Source organism: Paenibacillus psychroresistens (genome assembly GCF_009728935.1).
GTDB lineage: Bacteria > Bacillota > Bacilli > Paenibacillales > NBRC-103111 > Paenibacillus_AC > Paenibacillus_AC psychroresistens.
This window is the reverse complement of the sequence record NZ_CP034235.1, coordinates 4989441-5011061: the sequence shown is the minus strand read 5'-3', so window position 1 is coordinate 5011061 and position 21621 is coordinate 4989441. Positions and strand designations below refer to the sequence as shown.

The 21621-nt window shown below is 42.4% G+C and carries 21 protein-coding genes; 19 read left to right on the top strand and 2 right to left on the bottom strand.

Annotated elements, in window-relative coordinates; translation table 11 throughout:
- Nucleotides 1-28 precede the first annotated feature (28 nt).
- The 6 genes from EHS13_RS23030 to EHS13_RS23005 all read left to right on the top strand — a co-directional run bounded on the left by EHS13_RS23030 (nt 29) and on the right by EHS13_RS23005 (nt 7517).
- Nucleotides 29-3691, top strand: a complete 3663-nt coding sequence (locus EHS13_RS23030; protein WP_162463211.1) for a cadherin-like beta sandwich domain-containing protein — start codon at nt 29-31, stop codon at nt 3689-3691.
- A gap of 101 nt (nt 3692-3792) precedes the next feature.
- Nucleotides 3793-4215: a DUF1801 domain-containing protein gene (locus EHS13_RS23025; protein ID WP_155702640.1), complete on the top strand. Its 423-nt coding sequence runs from the start codon at nt 3793-3795 to the stop codon at nt 4213-4215.
- 155 nt (nt 4216-4370) lie between these two features.
- Nucleotides 4371-5843: a sensor histidine kinase gene (locus EHS13_RS23020; protein ID WP_155702639.1), complete on the top strand. Its 1473-nt coding sequence runs from the start codon at nt 4371-4373 to the stop codon at nt 5841-5843.
- Complete coding sequence (locus EHS13_RS23015; RefSeq protein ID WP_155702638.1) at nt 5840-6532, top strand: response regulator transcription factor; 693 nt, start codon at nt 5840-5842, stop codon at nt 6530-6532. Before EHS13_RS23020 ends, EHS13_RS23015 begins: the two co-directional genes overlap by 4 nt.
- Before the next feature lie 21 nt (nt 6533-6553).
- A complete protein-coding gene (locus tag EHS13_RS23010; RefSeq protein ID WP_155702637.1) occupies nt 6554-7066 on the top strand; it encodes a hypothetical protein in 513 nt (170 codons plus the stop codon).
- 19 nt (nt 7067-7085) lie between these two features.
- Nucleotides 7086-7517 carry a DUF6220 domain-containing protein gene (locus EHS13_RS23005; protein ID WP_155702636.1) on the top strand — a complete coding sequence of 144 codons (432 nt, stop codon included), beginning with the start codon at nt 7086-7088 and terminating at the stop codon, nt 7515-7517.
- On the opposite strand, the gene EHS13_RS23000 is transcribed toward EHS13_RS23005, so the two are convergent.
- Nucleotides 7514-8326, bottom strand: coding sequence for a metallophosphoesterase family protein (locus EHS13_RS23000; protein WP_155702635.1), 813 nt, complete (start codon nt 8324-8326; stop codon nt 7514-7516). The genes EHS13_RS23005 and EHS13_RS23000 overlap by 4 nt on opposite strands.
- A gap of 143 nt (nt 8327-8469) precedes the next feature.
- Here EHS13_RS23000 and EHS13_RS22995 point away from each other — a divergent pair, with 143 nt between their 5' ends.
- The 9 genes from EHS13_RS22995 to EHS13_RS22955 all read left to right on the top strand — a co-directional run bounded on the left by EHS13_RS22995 (nt 8470) and on the right by EHS13_RS22955 (nt 16707).
- Nucleotides 8470-9501 carry an ATP-binding cassette domain-containing protein gene (locus tag EHS13_RS22995; RefSeq protein ID WP_155702634.1) on the top strand — a complete coding sequence of 344 codons (1032 nt, stop codon included), beginning with the start codon at nt 8470-8472 and terminating at the stop codon, nt 9499-9501.
- Nucleotides 9498-10313, top strand: a complete 816-nt coding sequence (locus tag EHS13_RS22990; protein WP_155702633.1) for an ABC transporter permease — start codon at nt 9498-9500, stop codon at nt 10311-10313. Before EHS13_RS22995 ends, EHS13_RS22990 begins: the two co-directional genes overlap by 4 nt.
- A gap of 212 nt (nt 10314-10525) precedes the next feature.
- Nucleotides 10526-11743 (top strand): sensor histidine kinase, encoded by a 1218-nt coding sequence (locus EHS13_RS22985; protein ID WP_227013485.1) that lies wholly within the window; start codon nt 10526-10528, stop codon nt 11741-11743.
- Nucleotides 11744-11745: 2 nt separating this feature from the next.
- Nucleotides 11746-12372 carry a response regulator transcription factor gene (locus EHS13_RS22980; protein WP_155702632.1) on the top strand — a complete coding sequence of 209 codons (627 nt, stop codon included), beginning with the start codon at nt 11746-11748 and terminating at the stop codon, nt 12370-12372.
- A 91-nt stretch (nt 12373-12463) separates the two neighbouring features.
- The gene (locus tag EHS13_RS22975) at nt 12464-13594 is read left to right on the top strand and encodes a response regulator (RefSeq protein WP_155702631.1); all 1131 of its coding nucleotides are present in this window, start codon (nt 12464-12466) and stop codon (nt 13592-13594) included.
- Between the two features lie 204 nt (nt 13595-13798).
- Nucleotides 13799-14299 carry a MerR family transcriptional regulator gene (locus EHS13_RS22970; RefSeq protein ID WP_155702630.1) on the top strand — a complete coding sequence of 167 codons (501 nt, stop codon included), beginning with the start codon at nt 13799-13801 and terminating at the stop codon, nt 14297-14299.
- Between the two features lie 3 nt (nt 14300-14302).
- Nucleotides 14303-14803, top strand: a complete 501-nt coding sequence (locus EHS13_RS22965; RefSeq protein WP_155702629.1) for an SRPBCC family protein — start codon at nt 14303-14305, stop codon at nt 14801-14803.
- 309 nt (nt 14804-15112) lie between these two features.
- On the top strand, nt 15113-16210 hold the full coding sequence (locus tag EHS13_RS22960) for a glycosyltransferase (RefSeq protein ID WP_162463210.1): 1098 nt from the start codon (nt 15113-15115) through the stop codon (nt 16208-16210).
- Nucleotides 16207-16707, top strand: a complete 501-nt coding sequence (locus EHS13_RS22955) for a PIG-L family deacetylase (protein ID WP_155702627.1) — start codon at nt 16207-16209, stop codon at nt 16705-16707. Before EHS13_RS22960 ends, EHS13_RS22955 begins: the two co-directional genes overlap by 4 nt.
- 128 nt (nt 16708-16835) lie before the next feature.
- Here the strand turns inward: EHS13_RS22955 and EHS13_RS22950 are convergent, their stop codons facing one another.
- Nucleotides 16836-17597, bottom strand: coding sequence for a DeoR/GlpR family DNA-binding transcription regulator (locus EHS13_RS22950; protein WP_155702626.1), 762 nt, complete (start codon nt 17595-17597; stop codon nt 16836-16838).
- Nucleotides 17598-17828: 231 nt separating this feature from the next.
- Between EHS13_RS22950 and EHS13_RS22945 the strand changes: the two genes are divergently transcribed.
- The 4 genes from EHS13_RS22945 to EHS13_RS22930 all read left to right on the top strand — a co-directional run bounded on the left by EHS13_RS22945 (nt 17829) and on the right by EHS13_RS22930 (nt 21588).
- A complete protein-coding gene (locus EHS13_RS22945) occupies nt 17829-18161 on the top strand; it encodes an SIS domain-containing protein (RefSeq protein ID WP_155702625.1) in 333 nt (110 codons plus the stop codon).
- Between the two features lie 167 nt (nt 18162-18328).
- Nucleotides 18329-19687: an ABC transporter substrate-binding protein gene (locus EHS13_RS22940; protein WP_155702624.1), complete on the top strand. Its 1359-nt coding sequence runs from the start codon at nt 18329-18331 to the stop codon at nt 19685-19687.
- Nucleotides 19688-19798: 111 nt separating this feature from the next.
- Nucleotides 19799-20761, top strand: coding sequence for a carbohydrate ABC transporter permease (locus EHS13_RS22935; RefSeq protein ID WP_155702623.1), 963 nt, complete (start codon nt 19799-19801; stop codon nt 20759-20761).
- The gene (locus EHS13_RS22930; RefSeq protein WP_155702622.1) at nt 20758-21588 is read left to right on the top strand and encodes a carbohydrate ABC transporter permease; all 831 of its coding nucleotides are present in this window, start codon (nt 20758-20760) and stop codon (nt 21586-21588) included. The genes EHS13_RS22935 and EHS13_RS22930 overlap by 4 nt, the downstream gene beginning before the upstream one ends.
- The last annotated feature ends 33 nt before the right edge of the window (nt 21589-21621 follow it).

Sequence of the window (21621 nt, the reverse complement as noted above, 5' to 3'; positions counted from 1 at the left end):
CATGAACATCATTCAGAGTTCGCCCGGTTTGCGGCGAACTGTACGGGCTTTTTTTGTAGTCATGTTATTTGCAGCAGTGATATTAACGGCATTATCCATATACAGCAAGACTGTATTTGCAGCGTCAAGTTGGAGGATGGGCGCCGGGGCTGGCCATCCGGCGGCTCTTGGTTTTGAACCATTTGGGATGGACATCGATCCCGACAACGGTTACTTGTTCGTAACGGATGCTGCGACTGCCGCTGTAAAAATATTCGACTTGGACGGGAACACTACAGGGATGACGTTAATTGCTTCCTCTGGAAGCTTCACTAATCTTCTATCCGTTAAGTTCGACGACGCAGGGCATATATATGTAACGGATAAGCAGTACTTATATCGATTTGATTTCACCTTTTCGAGCGGGACTTACACGTTTAGCAATATGCTCAAATGGGACGGCAATATTGCTGCACCTTCTGTAGGCAGGCTTAGTTTTCCTCAGGGAATCGCCGTTTACGGCAACGATTTGTATATCACGGATACGAATGCAAACCGCGTGCTCAAATTCGATGCTGCCAGCTTCAGTCCAACGAGCAATCCGGAGGTATGGTCAGGGGATCTGGACCCGGATCCGGCCGTAGATGCGACAATTGATCATCCTTTCGGTATAGCTGCGGACAGCTCCGGTGTCTACATCGGCAACAATAAGAGCATCATCCAAAACGGAAAAATTATCAAATTGAAGACGGATGGAAAAGCCTTAATCAAAGCCATCGGTTCTCCTCGAGGGTTCATTTTACATTCCGACGGTAATTTGTATGTGGCGGTCAACGGCAGCGACAGCAGCCTTGTGACCCGGTTCGATTTGAGCTTGAACGAGAACACGGTATATTTTACGAATAACCCGATCTCAATTGCCCCTACGAATATCGCATTTGATCATACAGGTGCGCTTTATTTAAGCTCTTTTGCCCTATCAGCGGTATACGATACCGTTTGGAAGCAGTCGCTAGGGTCACCGGACAATCGGCTGTCCGGACTAACGGCAAGTGGAGTGACGCTCAGCCCGTCGCCATTCTTGCCGAATACGCAAGACTACATGGCAAGCGTAGCGAGCAGCGTCACCGCAACGACGATAACACCGGTGTTGAACGACAGTACAGCCAGCGTTACCGTAAAAGGTGTGAGCGTAACCAGCGGCAGTGCATCTTCTCCCATCACACTAAGTAAAGGCGATAATATGATTCCAGTTGTCGTTACAGCCATCAACGGTGCAACACGAACCTATACGATTAAAGTAACCCGAGCGCCTTATACGGATGCGACGTTGAGCGGGCTTACATTTAGCCCTGAGGGGCTAAACGAGACGTTCGATTCAGGGACGTATGCGTATACGGCTAATGTTGCGAATAGCGTCATATCGATTGACGTCACGCCGACTGTCAATAACAGTTGGGCAACGTTGAAAGTAAACAATGCGCTGGCAACGAGCGGTAGCCCGTCTACTGTTTCTTCACTTGCCGTCGGACCGAACACGATTACCGTCAGCGTCACAGCCGAGGACGGTACCACAACGAGCGATTACACCATCAACGTCACACGGGCTCCTTCGGCGGTTGCAACATTAGGCTCGCTAACGGTTAGCCCGGGTGCATTAAATGAAACGTTCGCTTCTGGTACATTGTCCTATACGGCTAATGCTGTGAACAGCGTCAGTTCGATCAGCGTAACGCCGAACGTGTCGGACAGCACGGCAACTTTGAAGATTAATGGTACTTCATCGGTCAGCGGCAGTGTGTATGGGCCTGTTCCTCTTGCTGTTGGTCCGAATGCGATTACAGTAGTCGTTACCGCACAGGACGGAGTGACTATCAAGTTGTACTCCATCATCGTCACGCGAGCTCCATCGTCGTTTGCTGCGCTTGGCTCACTCATGGTTAGCCCAAGTGCTTTAAACGAAACGTTCGCATCCGGTACACTGTCCTATACGGCTAATGTTGGGAACAGCATCAGTTCGATCAGCATAACGCCGACCGTGTCTGACAGCACGGCAACTTTGCAGGTTAATGGTACTTCATCGGTCAGCGGCAGTGTGTACGGACCTGTTCCTCTTGCAGTTGGTCCGAATAATACGATTACAGTAGTCGTTACCGCACAGGACGGCACCACGACTACCCCGTACAGCATCGTCGTCACGCGGGCTCCATCATCCGCCGCGATGCTAAGCGCGCTCACAATCAGCCCGGGTGCATTAAACGAATCGTTCGCATCCGGCACACTGTCCTATACGGCTAATGTTGGGAACAACGTCAGTTCGATCAGCGTAACGCCGACCGTTTCGGACAGCACAGCCACTTTAGCGGTTAATGGCACTGCATCGCTCAACGGCAGTATGTACGGACCTGTTCCTCTTGCTGTTGGTCCGAATACGATTACAGTAGTCGTTACCGCACAGGACGGCACCACGACTACCCCGTACAGCATCGTCGTCACGCGGGCTCCATCATCCGCCGCGATGTTAAGTGCGCTCACAATCAGCCCGGGTGCATTAAACGAAACGTTCGCATCCGGTACATTATCCTATACGGCTAATGTTGGGAATAGCGTCAGTTCGATCAGCGTAACGCCGACCGTTTCAGACAGCACGGCGACTTTAACGGTTAATGGCACTGCATCGGTCAGCGGCATTGTGTACGGACCTGTTCCTCTTGCTGTTGGTCCGAATACAATTACGGTAATCGTTACCGCACAGGATGGCGTCACTCAGAGGTCTTACCAACTTGATATTTTTCGAACGACAATCAACAAATCGTTCGAACCTGCGGTTAATGCGGCAGATTTAATCTCTCTGAGCTTGCAGGCTGATGAGAAAATGCTCGTTTTGAGCCCGGCATTCAAAGCCGATATACTCTCGTATACGGCAGAAACAACCGCTAAGAAGGTATATCTTAATGCAAAGACACTCTATACGGATGCTCGTATTAGCCTGCTAGGAAATAAGCTTCAAGATGGTGTTACTCTTGAATTACTTCCTGGAGACAATATCATTGAACTGCAGGTAACACATCCAAGTGGACCGTCGCGGAATTATTCCATAACGATTCAATATCTAACTGCCGGGACACTGCCGGTACAACCTTCAGGAGATAACGAGAGTGCAATGCCAACGGTCGCCCTGAACGATATTACCGGATATTGGGCAGAAACCGAAATACGCAAAGCCATGGCAGAAGGATGGGTTGCCGGCTACCCGGACGGATCATTCCATCCTGAACGTGAAGTGACAAGAGCAGAGTTCGTGCAGTTAATGGCTAGGTCACTCGGCTGGAAGGAACCGGAAGCCTTGAATATGCCCGATTATGCCGACATCGACGACATCGGGCAGTGGGCGCGACCGGCAATTTCTATGGCAGTTCAGCAGGGCATTATTAACGGCTACGAGGACGGCAGCTTCCGTCCGGACAGTCCGCTGACGCGTGCGGAAATGACCATTCTGATCATCAGAACGCTTGGTTTGCCCGTTGAAACGGATCAATCCACCTCATTCGTCGATAATTCTAGCATTCCCGCATGGGCGCTGCCCTATATTGTTGAAGCGACCAAACTAGGCATAGTCAAGGGACTAGAAAATAACCGATTTGAGCCAAATGGTACGGCAACTCGAGCCGAAGCCGTCGTCATCCTAACAAGATTGTTAAATCAAAAATAGAAGCGCCTTTTCTGAACTCTCCCATCATTTTGACAATCTTTCAAAACTTATGATACTGTAACTTTAATAGAAGAATGGTTTCAATGAAGGGAGAGATTCTCATGTACGAACTGAAAACGAAAGAAACCGACAACAGCGTCATTGAGTTTATTGAAAATGTCGATAACCCAAAAAAGCGCGAGGACGCCTATAAGCTGTTAGATATCTTCGCTGAAACGACAGGGTATGAAGCGAAAATGTGGGGACCGAGTATTATTGGGTTTGGAACCTATCACTACAAATATGAATCAGGCCACGAGGGAGATGCACCGCTTGCTGGATTTTCACCTAGAAAAGCCAAGATCAGCTTGTATTTTGCAACAGGTGATACAGAGCGAGAACTATTGCTAAAGGACTTCGGAAAACATACGTCAGGGAAAGCCTGTGTCTACATCAACAAAGTGGATGACATAGAGATTGATGTCTTAAAAGTGTTAATCAACCAATCAATTAAATTTCTAAAAGATACTTATCCAACTAAATAATCTTCCTTTATAAAAAGTCTGAGCCATATTAGGTTCAGACTTTTTAATTTATACTTTTTTTAGAATTGATTTAGATGGATTTTAGATATAGGGTGTAATATAAATATATGGGTTACAATACTGGATTTCTAGAGAAAGCCTAAGGAGACTTGTTAATGTCCATCAAAACGCGACTTTTACTTTCATATATAGCCATGACCTTCATCCCCGTCATTCTGTTCGCACTTATCGCTGCCAGCTTGGTCTCGATATTTTTCAAAGATATGACGGGAACGGGTAATGGGAAAGGGATGCCGGCCTTTTGGGAATCGTCCAACCAGCGTAGCGAGTTGTTTGCCGGATTGAAGTTTATGGCTCAAGAAGATCCCAACCATTTCAATGACAATGAATTTTTGCAAAAAACAGATGTGCAATTAAAAGCGCTGAAAGCAGGGATTGTTGTCGTCCAGAGTGACCAGGTAACCTTTGTTTCTCCATTCGTGGACAATATTGATCTGTATAATCAGCTTCTAGATTTAAAAACATCCTCGGGTTCTCATCCCTGGGGTCCAAAAGTGAACAACCGTTTTACTGTAGAGAAATACAATATTACATTTAGTGATCAATCTGTTGGCACATTGTATCTGCTAACTGATTTAAATCCATTTTTTGATAATCTAAAGAAGTTTTTCCCGTTGCTAGTGCTTTCGCTCTTTATTGTCATCGGGTTGACCAATGGGATTTTGACGTACTTGGTCTCTCGCAGCATTATTAGGCCTTTACGTATATTGAAGCAAGCGGCAGAAGAGATCAAAGAGGGAAACCTAGAGCATGAGGTTAATTTGAAACGAAAGGATGAGCTTGGACAGCTAGGCGCTGCTTTTGAAGAAATGCGCAGTCGTCTTAAAGAATCTATCCGTCTTCAGCTGCAATACGAGGAAAATCGCAAAGAATTGATTTCGAATATTTCGCATGATTTGAAAACACCGATTACAGGAATTCGAGCATGCGTTGAAGGCATTCAAGATGGAATCGCAGATACGGAATCAAAGCGAGATAAATATATGAGTATGATTGCGAAGAAAACGGAACAGATGGATCGGCTGATTGACGAATTATTCCTGTACTCTAAGCTCGATTTGAAACAATACCCTTTTTACCTAGAGTCTATGGATCTAGCTGCTTATTTACACGATTGCGTAGAGGAGCTTCGTCTGGATCTGCAAATGGAAGGCGTGGCGATTACCTTTAATAACATAAGTGGTCGAGTGGTTCTCGTTATGGCTGATCGTAAAAATTTACACAGAATCGTGATGAATATTATCGATAACAGCTTAAAGTATTTGAATAAAACAAAAAAAGAAATTCAGATAGAGCTAATCAATAATGAAGCGGAAGCAACAGTAAAAATAACCGATAATGGTTCGGGAATTGAAAGCTCCGCGCTCCAGCATATTTTCGATCGTTTTTACCGGGAGGATCCATCGCGGAACACGGCAACAGGCGGCAGCGGGCTTGGGCTTGCGATTGTGAAACAAATTATGGAAGGCCACAATGGTAAGGTATGGGCGGAAAGCAGTATCGGAGAAGGGACGAGCATATATTTCACTTTACCAAGAATAAGACAGCAGGAGGGCGATTTATCTTGAAGCGAATTTTGATTATCGAAGATGACCAGGTTATTGCAGAAGTGGAAAAAGACTATTTGGAAGCAACCGGTTATAGGGTGGAAATCGCTGCAAGTGGGGACATCGGTTTGAAGATGGCGCTCCTTGGGGATTACGATTTAATTCTACTCGATCTTATGCTGCCCAAAACAGATGGTTTCGAAATTTGCAGGCAGGTCCGTAAGGTGAAGAATATTCCGATTCTGATGGTTTCCGCCAAAAAGGAGGATATTGATAAAATTCGCGGCTTGGGGCTAGGCGCAGATGATTATGTGATCAAGCCATTTAGTCTAGGTGAGCTGGTAGCTAGGGTAAAAGCGCATATTGCCAGATACGACAGACTGATTACAGACAATCGAATGAGAGTAACAGACGAGCTGCGTATTCGCGATATTCAGATTGATAAGCTAGCTCGTAAAGTATTCATTAAAGAAACTGAAATTTCGTTTACATCCAAAGAGTATGATCTACTCCTGTTTTTATTGATGAACCCAAATCGAGTATTTAGCAAAGACGATCTGTTCGAAAAAATTTGGGGGGTAGATTCGTTTGGCGATTTCGCTACCGTGACTGTACATATTAGTAAGCTTAGGGAGAAGATTGAGACAGACCCATCCAAGCCGCAATATATCGAAACGATCTGGGGTGTGGGATATAGGTTTAATCTATAGACAGGACAGGAGGTGAGATCGTTGGCAAAACTGAAGGGGACACAACGAAAATGGCTGTTAATCCTACACCTGCTATTTTCGGCAATTATGCTGGGTGAAGCTGTTGTTTTTCTCTTAATGAGCATCACAGCTGCGAACACCAACGATGAAGGTATGCTTAAAGCAAGCTACGGCATAATGCATGTTCTAGCGCAGACTCCAATCAAAACCGCAACTATAGGGACTCTGGTGTCGGGAATACTGCTCTCTGTACTAACTTCATGGGGATTATTTCGCTACTATTGGATTATTGCTAAGGAAGCTTTAATGCTCGTCTCTATCTTGCTGGGACCTCTTGGCATGTATCTATGGACTCTAAAAGCAGTCACACTAACAACATCGGAAGGGTTAAATGCCCTTGAGGATTCAGCATTTATCATCAACAATAACCAGCTTTGGGTAGGAATTATTCTCCAAATTATTTCACTTGCTGCGATGTTCATTATTTCTGTCTTCAAACCGTGGGGATCGCGAAAAAAACCAAATCTCGCTTAAATGAAAGGGAGTATGTAAAATGAGTAACGAAAAAAGTAGAGAAAAAACTGTTTTAGCAGCAGGCAACGAAGAAAAAGGTTCGACAAGGATCCGATCCGTACGTTTTATATATGGCTTTTTAGCAATAGGTTATCTGATCTGTGTGGTGCTCCAAGTATTTTTTGCTGGGATGGGTGTATTTGTGGACTCGAGTGATTTAGAGCTGCATCGTACTTTCGCTAATTATTTTGAAATGGCTTCTATAATTATGTTCTTACTATCGTTTGCTGGACGTATTAAAGGAAGCCTGCGATGGCTTCCATTGGGGTTGTTTGCACTCACATCCTTGCAGCATATGTCTATTAACTTCTCTGGACTTCTCCCGGCAATTCACACGGTTGATGCTTTGCTCTTATTCTGGATCGCTTTGCACTTAACTAAACGCTCCTTGTCTTGGTTGCTATTGCGTTAGGACTTTACGCCCTTGACCGTGAGGTCAAATTGATTATTATTGATTGTCAAAGCGGCCTCATAATAACCTCTATCACAGCTCGAGGAATTACATTTACATTGATACGCACCCGAACATCCGCACACATAAAATTTTGTCTTTGTAAATCCTGGATAAATGTTACTTAGATTCTCATAAAAGACATGAGCATGGTGAGTGAAAATGGCAATAACTTTGTCTCTCACATTGGATGGGATGGCATCGAAAAAATGCTGTGTTTCCACGGAGCTTATAACATGAGTGGGATCTACTGTGATACCTTTCACCTTCAAGGGCCAATGACAATCGATAATATAGGAATAATTAGGATCTAGCTTCTTAAGCAAATTTATACTTGCAAAACTGAATTTTCCAGGTGCATTATCCAACCAGACATACTTTACTTTACCATTCGTCCCTGGAAAATTCATTTGACCAAGCACATTTCCTAAATACTTTTTGAATAAAACCCTAGTATTATCCTCCCAATTTCCTATAGAAGCCTTAAATGGAATCTTCTTAGGGTCCAAAATTCCTCTGGCGACGTCTTTAAATGCTTTATAATCCGTCTCCGCTGTTGTTCCCACCGAACCGTGTTTATTATCCCCTCCAAAAATAACGAATTTTTTGTCACCTGCTTTCACTGCTTTAGCTAATTGGTTTTTATAAATGCTTAGTCCATTTCCGTAGCCGACATGACTATCACCTATAATTGCAAATTTGACTATTTGAGCAGCAACCTTACGTACTGGATTGGTTTTAATTTGTTGAACTTTACTTTTCAAATTCAATTAAATTCACCGCCTTTTTTTGATTTGAATTGGAATATGTTTATTCTTAATGAAGCTTATTAGTGACGACTCGTTCCTTGTTCACATTCAGTTCATAAGTATGAGTTACAATTCGTTTAATCATTTATCAAGGAGGAACAGCAATGAATCATAAAGACATAAAGAAAATGGAACCAAAGCCTGGTGATTGGGCAATCGAAGCTCATGGATTGGTCAAGGTTTTTGGCGATAACCGAGCGGTGGATGGCGTGGATTTGAATGTTCGCACAGGTACAATTTACGGTGTGCTTGGTCCGAATGGGGCAGGCAAAACTACCGCAATTAGAATGCTTGCAACCTTGCTTAGACCGGATGCGGGCTCAGCAAGTATTTTCGGACATGATGTGGTGAAGGAGTCGCAAATTGTCCGTCAATTGATTGGAGTAACCGGTCAGTATGCATCGGTCGATGAGTCTCTCAGTGCTACTGAAAATCTTGTTATCTTCTCACGATTGCTTGGATTGGGGCGCGCAGAGTCACGGCGTAAGGCAGTGGAGCTGCTTGAAGAATTTGGTTTATTGGAAGCGGCGAAACGGCCGTTGAAAAATTTCTCTGGCGGTATGCGTCGTCGTTTGGATCTGGCAGCTAGCCTAATTGCACAGCCACCACTCATCTTTTTGGATGAACCTACTACTGGGTTGGACCCACGCACACGTCTTCAAATGTGGGAGACAATTCGCCGGCTAGCGAAATCGGGATCAACCATACTTCTTACAACACAATATCTGGACGAAGCTGATCAATTGGCTGACCGGATAGCGGTTATCGATCGTGGCCATGTTGTTGCCGAGGGGACAGTTGACGAACTAAAATCATCGGTCGGAACTTCTTCGTTGCAATTGAGAGTCCAGAATCACCAAGATATGGAGATCGCTCGTAAGATTGTCGAGCAAGTGCTCAAGATCCAGGCAAATGTATCTTCAGAAGGTGGGAAAATTACTGCACCGATGGATAACGCTGACAAGGTCACTGACCTGCTTATTGCTCTCCGCGCAGAGGGGATTCATTTGGCTGAGATAAGCGTGCAGAAACCGACCCTCGATGAGGTGTTTCTCTCGATTACTGGCCATGGTGTTCAGGATGACGCGACACCAGCATCCGATGTATCCAACAAACCGGAGGTGGCAAGAGTATGAAAAACGCTTTAATCAAACGAGGTGCTGATCGTCAGCTGAAAAACTACACGAGCTTCGGCCAAACGGTACGCAATACTTTAACAATGGCTTATAGAGGAATATTGAAGATTAGACGCACCCCAGAGCAGCTGTTTGACGTTACTCTCCAACCGATCATATTTACCTTAATGTTTACATACATTTTCGGTGGTGCAATTTCTGGTGACGTGCTGAGTTATTTGCCAGTTATCATTCCAGGGATACTCGTACAGACTGTGATCACGACCTCGATCGTTACTGGCGTCCAACTGCGTGAAGACATGGATAAAGGCGTATTTGACCGATTTAAGTCGCTTCCTATCGCGCGTATAGCGCCGTTGGCAGGAGCCTTGTTAGCAGATACCGTCCGATATTCGATTGCGACGATACTCACCTTTACTATGGGATTTATTATGGGCTACCGTCCTGAAGCAGGCTTAAGTAACGTTGCTATCGCTGCGCTTCTCGTAATTTTCTGTTCTTGGTCAATCAGTTGGATCTTCGCCTTTTTCGGAGTAATTGCACGCACAGCTTCTAGTGTACAAGGGATATCGATGCTCGTATTGTTTCCGCTCACGTTTCTTTCTAACGCTTTTGTGCCAGTCGATACCATGCCCGGATGGCTCCAATGGTTTGTTAACATCAATCCGGTCTCGCATCTCGTATCTGCCGTCCGAGAGCTTGCAAACAATGGAACTATAGGTTGGGATTTTGCTATCTCAATCTTAGGTGCTGCTGTCATCGTAGCCATTTTTGCTCCTATCACGGTACTTGCTTATATGCGCCGTACCTAATTTAGAATGAAGTTATAAAATGATCCCAGATGTAAAAAAGTAACAGGTGATAGCTGCCATGCGCCATTTTCGTGCGGCAGCTATTACAGGTTACTTTTTTTTGTTAAGGTAACAATTTGCACCTGAATATTCTAGAAAAAAATATCGAATTAACTCGAATGATGCTAGAATAAATAAGTAACAGGCTATTAGATGAAAAGGTGATTGAAAGAATGAGCAATATTAAAGATTTTTTGCTGCAATTGGTGCTTATCTCAACTGTAATTTTCACTTACCAAATATTTTTTGCGGAGAGGTCTGAGAGTAATAATAAGGTAAAGATCGTTCTATCTTTATTACTAGGCTTATCCATCGTATTGTGTATGTCTTTTCCTACTATTATTGCAAATGGCCGTTTGGATATTAGAATCGTTCCCTTACTATTAGGGACATTATATGGAGGTTGGAGAACAGGTATATTCTTGTCAGTAATTATTATCTTGTATCGGGCTTATCTTGGTGGCGGTTCAGGATTGTATTCTACTACATTGACATTGTTAATTAGCATGCCTGTGATCATTTACTATCAAAAGCGATTCATTAATGCAATGAAGCAGAATCGAATATACATGTCGTTGATCCTATGCTTCTACTATTGTATGGTTGGAATCTGTACGGTCGCTATTATTAGAGGTTTTTCATTTAAGGTTTTTCAGGTGCAGTTGGTTTATATCGTTATTACAGTAGTGTCTGTGTTGTTTTTTATTTTTTTAAACGAAACAATAAATGAAATGCTGAGGAAGAATAGACAGCTGCAGTCTGATGCTAAGGACGCTGAAATTGCCTTTTTGCGATCCCAGATCAAGCCGCATTTCCTATATAACACTCTGAATTCTATTGCCTCTTTGTGTATCGATGCACCTAATAAGGCAGAGGAGCTGACGCTTGATCTTTCTCAGTATCTGAGAAGCAGCTTTAACTTCAAACAGCTGGATTCACTAACAACCATTGAAAACGAATTAGCACTAATAAATGCCTATATCAACATCGAAAAGGCACGTTTTGGCGCTAGATTAGGTGTGGAGTTTGATGTGGATGCAAATTTGGATTTTGAGATTCCCTCACTGATTCTTCAGCCATTGGTGGAAAATGCCATTAGACATGGACTGATGTCCAGTTTGCAGGGTGGAACCGTAAAAATCTCCATTAAAAGGCGAGATGACACCGTACTCAGCTTTTCTGTAGAGGACAACGGAGGCGGGATGAGCGAAACAAAACGGGAGGAAATACTTAAACCGGATATAAACAAGAAAGGCGTTGGACTCTGGAACATAAGTCAGAGGATCAAGCTACTTTACGGTAATAACCTTCGTATTGAAAGCGCTGAAGGAGTAGGCACGAAGGTTTTTTTTGAAATTCCCGTATTGTTGAATCGGCAGATTGGAGGTTAATTATGCTGCAAGCCATAATTGTGGATGATGAGGAATTATCGGTGAACCGTTTGAAGCGGTTATTGTCCGGGAATAAAATGATCGAAATACGGCATACGTTTCTAAGTTCAATGGAAGCTTATGAATATGTGAAGGTGAATACGATCCATCTTGCATTTCTTGATATTGCCATGCCGGAAATTGACGGGATGCAGCTTTCAAGCCTTTTGCTTGAACTTGATGCTTCTATAGAAGTGGTCTTTGTGACAGCCTATGATGAATATGCAGTTCAAGCCTTTGAACTGAGCGCTATGGATTATCTTCTGAAGCCAGTAACTGCGCAGCGATTGTCAAAAACGTTAGACAAGATCATTAAAAATCATCGAATCCCAGCAGCCGAATCCTTTATCGAGGAGGCATTCATTAGAACACCTGTGGAAGAATTGTTACATAAAGCAATACTAACTGAGCAAGAGACGAAGGTTTTACGATTCGTAGCTGATGGGTTGTCGAATAAGGAAATTGCCCCGCGTTTGAATATCACAGGTGAAACGGTTAAGTTTCATATTAAAAATGTCTACAAAAAGCTTAGAGTAAATAATCGTGTACAAGCGCTGCAACGAGCCAAAGTATTAAAAATACTTGGGTAAAAGTCCACTTTTCTTCCTTTACCTCCCCATTTGGGGAGTTTTTTTTATGAGGATTTAGTCTTATAGTTAGATAAGAAGTGAGGCGTTTGGCATGAGAATCATAATGATCGATGATGAACAGGCGATGCATTTAATAATGAAGCGCATCCTTATGAAAATTGTTGATGTGGAGATCGTAGGCTGTTTCCGTGAGACAACATCGGCATTTTCTTATTTGGAAAATCATGATGCAGATTTGGTGTTTATTGATATTAGCATGCCTAAGGAAAGTGGGCTGGAGTTTGCCCAGAGATTAAGAGCAAGCGGCAAATTAGTGAGGCTTGTTTTCGTTACCTCTCATAAAGAATATGCGCTATCGGCGTTTGATGTTTATGCTTACGATTATATCGTGAAACCCGTAAAGCAAGATAGAATTCACCAAACCGTACAAAGAGTGATCCTCGAATTGCAATCAGAGAAGATACAAATGGAGCAAGTATCTTCTACTAGTAAAGTCATGTTTAACTGTTTGGGCGGTATGGATATTCGCAGTGTGCAGAATGTGGTCGTCAAATGGAAAACCAGTAAAAGTGCGGAGCTTTTTGGTTATTTACTAATGCATAAAGGCAGGTTGGTATCTAGAGGAAGAATCATTGAAGATATTTTTAGCGAAATGCCACATAAGAATGCGGAAACCTATCTGAACACGACAGTCTATCAGCTTCGTAAATTATTGGACACCTATGGACTTAAAGAAAGCTTACATTCGGACAACAACCATTATGCGCTAGCGCTGAATCAAGTTCATGTCGATATGCTTAGCTTTGAAGAGGGCTGTAAACAGATGATTGAGATAGACGATACCAATATTGAACAAGCATTGGAGCTGGAGCAGCTCTATGCCGGAGATTTATTCGGGGATCGTGCTTTTCCTTGGGCATGGAGCGAGGTCGAACGCTTATGGTTGTTGTATACCACATTTACCCACCGCTTATGCAGAGCTTTATTGAATAAGGGGGATACTCAAACAGCTATCCGATTATTAACCAAGCTTACCGCTCACAATGAGCTGGATGAAGCAACGATTATGCTGTATATGAAAGCTTTGGCGGTACAGAAAAATAAAGAGGCGCTGATTAGGCAATATCTTCACTATATGGAGACACTTTATAAAGAGCTTGGAATAACTCCCTCCCCTGAAGTCGCTGGCTATTACAATCAATTGCTGTCGGAGCTTAATTAATCCAATTGATATGAGCTTAATGTTAAGCATGATAAAACCAATTAGTAGCTAAAAACATACAATGTAAGCTCAAAAAGTAGCGTTGCCCTTATTAAGGCGGAGCTGCTTTTTTCATTATTGAAAGATAACACTTGCACCTTACGTAACGTAATGTTTTATAATAAGGATACCGGTAATTAGAAAGCGCGAATAGAGATGAGGGTAATGAAAAAAACTTGGAAGGTTGGGGAGCTTGCGAAGCTAACAGGCTTAACGATTCGAACGTTGCGCTATTATGATCAGATAGGCTTGTTTTGCCCAACAGGTTTTTCTGACTCGGGACACAGGCTTTATTACGATTCAGATATTGCTCGTTTGCATCAGATCCTTGCACTAAAGGAGCTAAATTTATCATTAGAAGAAATAAAGCTAGTACTGCTTGGGCAGAATTATAATCCAATCGAGGTAGTATCCCAGCAGATTAGGCGGATCAAGGATAATATCCTAAGTCAACAAAAGCTATTAGGAGAATTAGAATACGTGCTCAGCCTTATGAATATCAGAGAAACGATATCTGTTGAAGAGTTCACAAAGCTGCTGCAGCTTATGAAAAAGAGTCCAGAGAAGTTTTTTGCTGAGCGAAAATTAAACTGGGAGAAAAGCTTAGATCAGCTTGGGGAATTTTTGAATGAGAGTCCGAAGCGCCAACCAATAAAGGAGGAATAACAAATGAACGAACATTCTGTTAAACATGCTACTTTTAGTATTGAACGGGTTTATGCTACCACACCTAATCGGGTATTTGCCGCATGGTCAGATCCAACAAAGAAAGCAAGCTGGTTCCAACAAGCGGATGAATTCGACTTTCAAGTCGGAGGACGAGAACTTAATCATGGTGGTCCTCCGGGAGGACCCATCTATACCTTTGATGCACACTATCAGGAGATTGTCCAAGATAAGCGTATTGTCTACACCTATTCAATGGATATGACAAAGACTAGAATCTCGGTATCCGTGGTAACGGTTGAAATGGAAGCTACTGATTCAGGAACACGATTGATATTCACAGAACAAGGTGTCTTTCTAGATGGTCATGATACACCGGAAATACGTGAAGAAGGTACGAATCTCATGCTGGACAAGCTTGGGGAATGGCTAGAAAACGAAGAGCCAAAAAGTAAAGGAAGCAATGAAACGATCCACACTCGTATTATCGATGCACAGACCTGAATGGTCAAACAAGGCTAACCTTTACTCAAAGCTTTGAGACTGCTGCGGAGCTAGATAAGCTGAGGAAGCTTGTTGTTCCTGCCAATGAAGAAAATTTGGATCGTTTGGTAGATGTAATAGGCAGATTAAAGAGCTAATTATCCATAGCGGTTCTTGAAAAAAAAGCATGAAAAGCTCAAGCAGGTAAATAGGCTTGAGCTTTTTTACGTTGCATTTATAAAGTAAGCGAAAAGCCGTTTCCAATCTCTGGTTTTCACCATTTAATAATAGGAAAGAAAGCACACATCCTAAGAGAAATGGGGAAAGAAGTTGCATGATAAAGATATAAGAGTACTTATGATGCTGGATGCTTTTGACATCGGTGGGACAGAAACTCATGTTTTATCACTTACAAATGAATTATTAAAGCAAGGAGTGTCCGTTTTTGTTGCAGGAGTCGACGGACCTTTGAAAAATATATTTAATACGCTTCCTTGTGAAATCTATAACTACCAAAACAACAAGCAAGGATTTGAGGAATGGATACAAATCAACAAGATAAATTTAATTCATGCTCATTTGGAAAGCAGTGGAAGATACGCCGTTAGATTATCTCATAAATTGAATATACCTTTGATTTATACGATCCACGGATTTTACTACGATATTCCAAAATTACAGTATTTACTCATTAAATACTTTGTTCAGCCTATTATTATTGGGATCAGCAAACCTATTCAGAAATGGTTGGAAAAGGAAGGCGTCTATTCAATTTATGTCCCAAATGGAATTGATATGAATGAATTTCATGCAAAACAGTCCAATCTCAGAGTAAGTTTAAACATTCCTGAAAAATCTAAAGTTATCTTATATGCCAGCAGATTGGAAGATAAGAAATATGAAATATGCAAGCAGTTGTTAAAAGCTTTTGAAAACAAATTATTAAAAGAGTTTCCAAATATACATTTTCTAGTTGCCGGCGGCGGAAAGAAGACCGAATTAATTAAAAAACACATTTATGAAAAAATCCAATCCAAACGTATCCAGTATATTGGAAACAGAGTGGATATGCCTGATTTATTTTCAATAAGTGATTTTGTCGTTGGAACTGGAAGGGTTGCTTTGGAAGCCATATTTTGCGAGCGTCCCGTGATCGCTATCGGCTCAGCTGGAATATTTGGCTTAGTGAAACCGGAAAATTTTAAAAAGGCGTTAGAATATTATTTTTGTGACCATAAATGTTATCAACCCTTAAATCAAATTAATATTATTAACGCAGTCAGAAAAGGGTTACTCTCGGAGGGCCAGAGTTTTCATTTCAGCAAAGTTCTGAAACAACAGGTTCAGAAGCGATTTGAAGCTTCACTTGTAACCAAAGAAATACTAGAAATTTATAAGAAGAAATTACAGGAGGAGGAAGTTCTATGAGCTACAATAAGTTAATGATTGTTACGCATCCAGATGATGAAACCATTTTTGGCGGCGCACAGCTGATACAAGAAAAGGGCTGGATGGTCATTTGTATGACAAATGGGGATAACAAGGTAAGACGCAAAGAGTTCATAAAAGTAATGAAAAAGGTAGATGCGGAATTTGAAATATGGGAGTATGCGGATAAATGGGATGGTGATTTTGATCGGATTCGCCTAAAGACAGATTTAGCCGAGCTACTTGAACGGCAACCATTAGACAAAGTTGTTACCCATAATTTAAAGGGGGAATATGGTCACACGCAACATAAAGTTCTATCAAAACTAGTTCATGAATTGGTGAATAAAAATATTTATGTATTTGGTACCTCAAAAAAGAAATTGGATAATGATCTATTAAAAAAGAAAAAAAAGCTGTTAAAGTGCTATAAAAGTCAAGACATTAAGGCGTTTAAGAAATATGCCCATTTTGAAAAAATTAAGCAAGTACGCTAAAGAAGGTCGTCCAGATAGTATAGTATATGACCGCTGTTTTCTCCCCTAAGCGCGAAATATACTAGCTACTGAATGGCCCTTTTTTGCTTTTTCCTATACTATTCCCGTATTCATCTGCGATTAATCGATTATTTCTCCGCAATAAGCAGCTTGATTCCCTTCGCTTGAAACAATTCTTTGAACATTGAGCCCGGATCACGATCTGTCACAACCGTAGTTACCACATCGAAGCTGGCAATGTTAAATATCGTTTGTTTTGTTGTGAATTTACTATGATCCGCGAGAACAATCACCTCGTCAGCAGAATCGATCATTTTTTTACGAATGGCAGCCTCTAGCATGATATGGTCGCGCAAGCCTTCAGGCAAGATGCCTTTTGGAGCGATAAAAGCTTTTCTGACGCGCAGATTCTCAATCATTTGTTCCGCAATTGGACCTACAAACGATTGTGTAATCGGATTTAATGCCCCTGGAATACCGATTAAGGTACCTCTATTATATTCTTTAAGCTGGTGAAAAATTGGAATTGAGTTGCTGATGACCGTCAAATTGTCGATTTCTGCTACATAAGCCGACAGAAGGAGGGTAGTTGTACTGGCATCAAGGAAAAGGCTGTCCCCGTTTTGGATAAGACCTGCAGCTGTTTGAGCAATCAATTCTTTGGCATCGTTTAGCAGCATTGTGACTTCGGAGAATGGTGGGATTTTAATATCCTTAATCGTTGCTCCACCGTAATTCCGCTCGATTTCTCCTGCTGTTTCAAGATTGCGGAGGTCGGCACGGATCGTTACTTCCGATACATCAAACAATTTGTGCAATTCGGCAACCGAAATATAGTTGCGTTCTTTGGTTATTTTTAAAATCTCTTTGCGTCTTTGTGAGGCATACATAGAAGTCAGTGATCTCTCCTTTAACCGAAAGGTACCTTTCGAGTTTGAAAATAAACATAAGTGTTTTACTTCTCACTAGTATCCTACATGAAATCAGTTATTTATTCAATATTATTCTAATAAAATCTGATTGACACTTAACTTTTGGGGTGCTATAGTCATAAACATCGAAAGACAATGATTGAAATTGTTGCAAAACGAAACATTGTATTACGATATCTTATTTCACTTATGGAAATCGAAATGGAACTATCTATGCTTATCCACCGCTCAGGTGGAATGAACTGCTTCAAGCGTCTGGGATTTAATTTTACCTATGATAATGATGTGCGAAAGAGAACGAAAGATATGGATCAAAATCACAATCTCGAGGGACTTATCCCCTATCTATTGAACGCAAGTAACGTGCATTGGGGAGACGTACTCTTTATTGGCAGCGTTTCTGGGAAATCGGTGTTTCCGATCCACCTAGCGATTCATGCTAGAGAGCTTGGCAATAACAAGTCATGTGGGCAATTGCACAATGAAGCGGAGTTCCGGCGCTATGAGGAAACTGGCTACTGATAAGAGGTTTATAGATTGTTGTCCCCGTTGTGACCAACGTTCATCATATGCGTAGTGACAGGATTATTTGGACAAAATAAGTAGGAGGCGAGCTGGGGCAACGTTTCAAAATAGGTGCTGTTATGGAGCAAAATGATTAAATCTATTAAAAAAGGGAGAGGCTCAAAATGAAAAAAGCTAATCGTATGAAAATGGTTCTATCGTTATCATTAGCAAGTGTGTTGGTATTAAGTGCTTGCGGCAAGACAGCTGAAACAGTGGAAACGGAAACACCTGGCGCTTCAACGCAGCCTGTACAAACGGAAGCACCGGTCGAGAGCGCTAAAGCGTCGGCGGAGCCTGTAAAACTGCTATTCGCGGTGAACGGGGAGGGTCCAACTTACGAATTGTACAAGAAAATGATCCAATCCTATGAAGATAAACATCCGAATGTGACAATCGAAACACAAGCTATCACTCAGGATTACAGTACGGCGATCTTGACGCGCATTGCTGGCGGAAACGCACCGGACGTCTTCTGGATGAGCAACGAAAGCGTCATCTCTTATGCAGCAAGAAGCGCTTTGCTAGAATTGAACCCTTACGACGGCAAGTATTTCAAGAAAGATGATTTTATGGAAAATGCTCTTTCAGCCTATACGTTAAATGACAAAATATACGGATTGCCAGGAGATTCCGCAGGCAATTTACTTTTCTACAATAAGGAAATTTTCGATAAAGCAAAAGTACCTTATCCAACAGCGAATATTTCATGGGCTGATTTGGAAAAGCTTGCTAAGCAATTGACGATTAAAGAAGGCAATACAGTTTCCCAATTCGGATACGCAACGGATATTGACTGGTTTTACTGGATGCCGTTCCTAGCGATGGCGGGCGGAAGCATTCTTGACGAAACGGGCACCAAATCGGTTGTCAATTCGCCGGAAAATGCCAAAGCATTTAATTTTATTCGCGATCTAATGGTTAAAGATCACGTAGCGCCAACAATGGCTGAGTTGAAAACGACACCTGGCTCCCAATTGTTCCAAACGGGTAAAGCTGCGATGTATTTCGGCGGGGCATGGAATATTTCAAGCACTTTCCGTCAAGAAAACCTGAAATGGGATATGGTCAGCCCTCCGATGGACGTTAACAAAGGCAATGTACTTGGTTTAGGTGGTTTTGCCATTGCTAAGAACACGAAACATCCGGATGAAGCTGCAGAATTCCTTTCCTATTTCAGCGGTGAAGAGGCTCAAACGATTAAGATGGAAGGTGGTTTTGCTGGAAGTCCAACCGTAAAGTCACTTATCTCCTCGCCGGTAGCAACCAAGGGCTTCGAGAATCCATTTGATACTACGATTCATTTGTCAGAAATCGGAGAATCGCTCAAGGTAGCTGTGACGGCTCCGAAGTCGGCACACTGGTCAGAGGTTTCCACTGAAATGGCGAAGAATCTAGAGCTGTTCTGGCTGAATAAGCAAGATATCGGTACGACGCTGAAAATAGTTGACGAGAAAATCAGCGCTATTCTGCAAAACAAATAATCCCGATTTTCTGTGAATATTCATCACCCGACAGTTCAGTCTAGCTCTTTGCGGAGCAGGATGGCTGCCGGGTGTAATGTTTTAGGGAGTGGGTAATGGAGGAGTGTCGTTATGATTGGAAAATGGGTCAGATCGAAGAATGTTACGGGATACTTGTTCATATCGCCTTGGTTGATCGGGTTGTTTGTGTTCACCTTGTTTCCGTTGCTTTACTCGATTGTACTATCGTTTACCGACTGGAACTTACTAGAAAAGGCTAATTTCATTGGCCTAAGCAACTACGACAAGATGGCACACGATGATACTTTCTGGGCGGCAATCAAAGTCACTTTCATATATTCAGCCGTAAGTGTTCCTCTGGGTATTATCTTCGGCATTCTGTTAGCTGTGCTGTTAAATCAGAAACTACCAGGCATACGTCTATTTCGGACGATCTTTTACTTACCAGCCGTCGTGTCTGGCGTTGCGGTGGCCATGTTGTGGTTGTGGGTGTTTGATCCCAAATACGGCATTATCAATACGATCCTCTCGTGGTTCGGGATTACAGGTCCCGAATGGTTGTCCGATCCCAATACGGCGCTCACTTCGCTTATCATCATGAGCTTATGGGGTATCGGAGACGCTATGATTATCTATTTAGCTGGGTTGCAGGGTGTTCCACGCGAATTATACGAAGCGGCGGATGTGGATGGCGCTTCCGTGGTGCGGAAGTTTTGGAACATTACGATTCCGATGCTGACACCAACCATTTTTTTCAACCTGATCATGGGGATTATTAAATCATTTCAGGTGTTTACTCAAGCACTCGTTATGACGAAAGGCGGACCTGGTGATTCAACTATGTTTTACGTGCTTTATTTGTATCAGAACGCATTTAATTTCTTTAAGATGGGGTATGCTTCCGCACTAGGGTGGGTGCTTTTCCTCATTATCATGGTTCTTATTCTTGTGCTATTTAAAACGTCAGGCAGATGGGTTTATTACGGTGGAGATACACCAGATGAAGGAAAGAAGTCTAAGAAGCGTTCTAAACAAGCAGTTCGCCGCAGCGAGAAGGGGGGAGAAACGACATGAAACGACAAAAATGGATTATGAGAGGTATTAACTATTCACTGCTAGCGTTGATCTCTATCGTACTGCTTATCCCATATATGGTGATGCTGACGACGGCACTCAAAGATTCATCTGTGGTTTTATCGCTTCCACCCCAACTCATTCCAGCCAATCCACATTGGAGCAATTTTATCACGGCACTTCAGAGAATGGATTTCTTTTTACTGCTGCGCAATACGTTGATTCATACATTATCGGTCATTATTGGAACGCTAATATCCTGTTCGATTATCGCTTATGGGTTTGCGCGCCTGCAGTTTGCCGGAAAGGGCTTCTGGTTTCTTGTGCTGATTGTCACGATGATCATTCCAGGGCAAATCACAATGATTCCGATGTATATTATGATGCGTTGGGTTGGTTGGATTGATACTTTTTACCCGCTTATCGTACCGGCTTTCTTCGGAACGCCATTCTTCATTTTTCTAACCCGGCAATTTTTCATGACTATTCCACGCGAGCTGGATGATGCAGCTACAATCGATGGCTGCGGTCCGTTCCGGATCTTTTACAAGATTATGCTGCCTTTGGTGAAGCCGGTGCTAGCAACGATTACAATTTTTACGTTTATGGGTATTTGGAATGATTTTCTTGGACCGCTCATTTATTTGCAATCAGATAAGATGAAGACACTCAGTCTCGGTCTATATGTATTCCAAGACTCGCATTCCACGGAATGGAACTTACTGATGGCGGCTTCGCTAATCGTGATGTTGCCTTGCTTAATCGTCTTCTTTTTCTTTCAACGGTTTTTCATTGAAGGTGCGGTCGTTTCAGGGATCAAAGGATAATGGGATTAACACATCTATTACTAAAATAAAAAA

What these genes read in the sequence shown, in the direction of transcription:
- EHS13_RS22990 (WP_155702633.1), top strand. Translation starts at nt 9,498, where the DNA reads ATGAAAAACGCTTTAATCAAACGAGGTGCTGATCGTCAGCTGAAAAAC.
- EHS13_RS22930 (WP_155702622.1), top strand. Translation starts at nt 20,758, where the DNA reads ATGAAACGACAAAAATGGATTATGAGAGGTATTAACTATTCACTGCTA.
- EHS13_RS22970 (WP_155702630.1), top strand. Translation starts at nt 13,799, where the DNA reads ATGAAAAAAACTTGGAAGGTTGGGGAGCTTGCGAAGCTAACAGGCTTA.
- EHS13_RS22985 (WP_227013485.1), top strand. Translation starts at nt 10,526, where the DNA reads ATGAGCAATATTAAAGATTTTTTGCTGCAATTGGTGCTTATCTCAACT.
- EHS13_RS22980 (WP_155702632.1), top strand. Translation starts at nt 11,746, where the DNA reads ATGCTGCAAGCCATAATTGTGGATGATGAGGAATTATCGGTGAACCGT.
- EHS13_RS22950 (WP_155702626.1), bottom strand. Translation starts at nt 17,597, where the DNA reads ATGTATGCCTCACAAAGACGCAAAGAGATTTTAAAAATAACCAAAGAA.
- EHS13_RS22945 (WP_155702625.1), top strand. Translation starts at nt 17,829, where the DNA reads ATGGAAATCGAAATGGAACTATCTATGCTTATCCACCGCTCAGGTGGA.
- EHS13_RS23005 (WP_155702636.1), top strand. Translation starts at nt 7,086, where the DNA reads ATGAGTAACGAAAAAAGTAGAGAAAAAACTGTTTTAGCAGCAGGCAAC.
- EHS13_RS23025 (WP_155702640.1), top strand. Translation starts at nt 3,793, where the DNA reads ATGTACGAACTGAAAACGAAAGAAACCGACAACAGCGTCATTGAGTTT.
- EHS13_RS23020 (WP_155702639.1), top strand. Translation starts at nt 4,371, where the DNA reads ATGTCCATCAAAACGCGACTTTTACTTTCATATATAGCCATGACCTTC.
- EHS13_RS22955 (WP_155702627.1), top strand. Translation starts at nt 16,207, where the DNA reads ATGAGCTACAATAAGTTAATGATTGTTACGCATCCAGATGATGAAACC.
- EHS13_RS22940 (WP_155702624.1), top strand. Translation starts at nt 18,329, where the DNA reads ATGAAAAAAGCTAATCGTATGAAAATGGTTCTATCGTTATCATTAGCA.
- EHS13_RS22935 (WP_155702623.1), top strand. Translation starts at nt 19,799, where the DNA reads ATGATTGGAAAATGGGTCAGATCGAAGAATGTTACGGGATACTTGTTC.
- EHS13_RS22995 (WP_155702634.1), top strand. Translation starts at nt 8,470, where the DNA reads ATGAATCATAAAGACATAAAGAAAATGGAACCAAAGCCTGGTGATTGG.
- EHS13_RS22975 (WP_155702631.1), top strand. Translation starts at nt 12,464, where the DNA reads ATGAGAATCATAATGATCGATGATGAACAGGCGATGCATTTAATAATG.
- EHS13_RS22965 (WP_155702629.1), top strand. Translation starts at nt 14,303, where the DNA reads ATGAACGAACATTCTGTTAAACATGCTACTTTTAGTATTGAACGGGTT.